This window comes from Streptomyces calidiresistens (assembly GCF_014141525.1).
GTDB classification, from domain to species: domain Bacteria; phylum Actinomycetota; class Actinomycetes; order Streptomycetales; family Streptomycetaceae; genus Streptomyces; species Streptomyces calidiresistens.
Genome location: NZ_VKHS01001173.1, coordinates 1 through 1212 on the forward strand (window position 1 = coordinate 1; position 1212 = coordinate 1212).

At 74.6% G+C, this 1212-nt stretch carries 1 protein-coding gene; it reads right to left on the reverse strand.

All coding sequences use genetic code 11. From position 1 onward, the window contains the following. Nucleotides 1-651 (reverse strand): MFS transporter (locus FOE67_RS26205; RefSeq protein WP_182667306.1); only part of this gene is annotated, 651 nt, incomplete at its 3' end. Between the last annotated feature and the right edge of the window lie 561 nt (nucleotides 652-1212).

A 1212-nucleotide genomic window follows, 5' to 3' on the forward strand; every position in this document is an offset into this window, starting at 1 on the left:
CGCCCCGGCTCCCTCCCCGCTCCGCCCCCGGCGGATCACGGCCAACAGGCCGAAGAGCAGGAACAGGGCGAGCACCTGGAAGACGGCGGCGGCCAGGAGGGCCCGCGCCCCGGGCAGCAGGGCGAGTACGGCTCCCGCCGCGAGGGGGGAGACGACCTCCCCCGCGGCGCGCACGCTCGCCCCGATGCCCTGAACCCGCACCAGCGTCCCGGGCGTCAGGACCCGGGGGAGCAGGACGAAGAGCGCCATGTCCCCGACGTGGTGGACCAGATCCACCAGGGCCGCCGCGAGGACGATGGTCCACAGATGGGTCGCCAGGAAGGAGGAACCCAGCCCGATGAGGCCGAAGAGGAGGATCTTCACCCCATAGGCGCCGATCACGGCACGGAGGGGGCTGTGCCGGTCCAACAGGGGTCCGGCGACCACCGAGGCGATCACCTCGACCCCGTACCCGACGAAGTACACCAGGCCCACGGTGGTGACCAGTCCGGACAGGTCCAGGGCGAGGTTGGCGAAAGCGAGGTCGTAGGTGCCCTCGCTCAGGGCGCGCGCGAGGACGAGCGCGCCGAAGCACAGCACCAGGGCGCGGAAGCCCGTCCGGACCGCGCGTCCGGCCGTCCGCTCGACGGGGTTCGGGTTCAGTGCGGTCATGCGTGGGGCCACTTCCGTCACGGGGGCCGCCCGACGGTGGGTCGGGGGACCGAACCCCGGTGACGGTCCGGGACCGGGAAGGAGCGCCGCGGACGGTGCCCGTCACGTCCGGGGCACATCTCGACCCCACCCGATGGCGCGGACATCCCTCGCCCCGTAGCCGTCCGGGCACACCGGGTTCGATGGTCGGCACACCATGTGAAAAGACATCCAAGGGGGAACCCCGGTGGTGGGAAGCCGGTCGGGCGGGGGCGCCGGTCGGTGACGCGCCCCGCTCGCGGCCCGGTGCCCCGGCGGCGGCGACCCCCCTTGCCGATTCGGGACGGTGTACTCCCGCTCCGGCAGCCGGACCCGGCGGGGCGACTCCACGGCCGTGCCATCCCTCCGGGTCCGCATCCCCTTCCGGGCGAGAGGGATTCCCCACCCCCGAACGGGCGAACGGCAGCCCGCGCGGTGCGCGGGCGGCCGTCCCCCTCCCCGGCGGGTCGGTCAGTGCCGGTGCAGGTGGAGGTGGTCGCGCGGATGGGAGACCCGCAGGTCACCCGCCCCGCAGGCCACCCC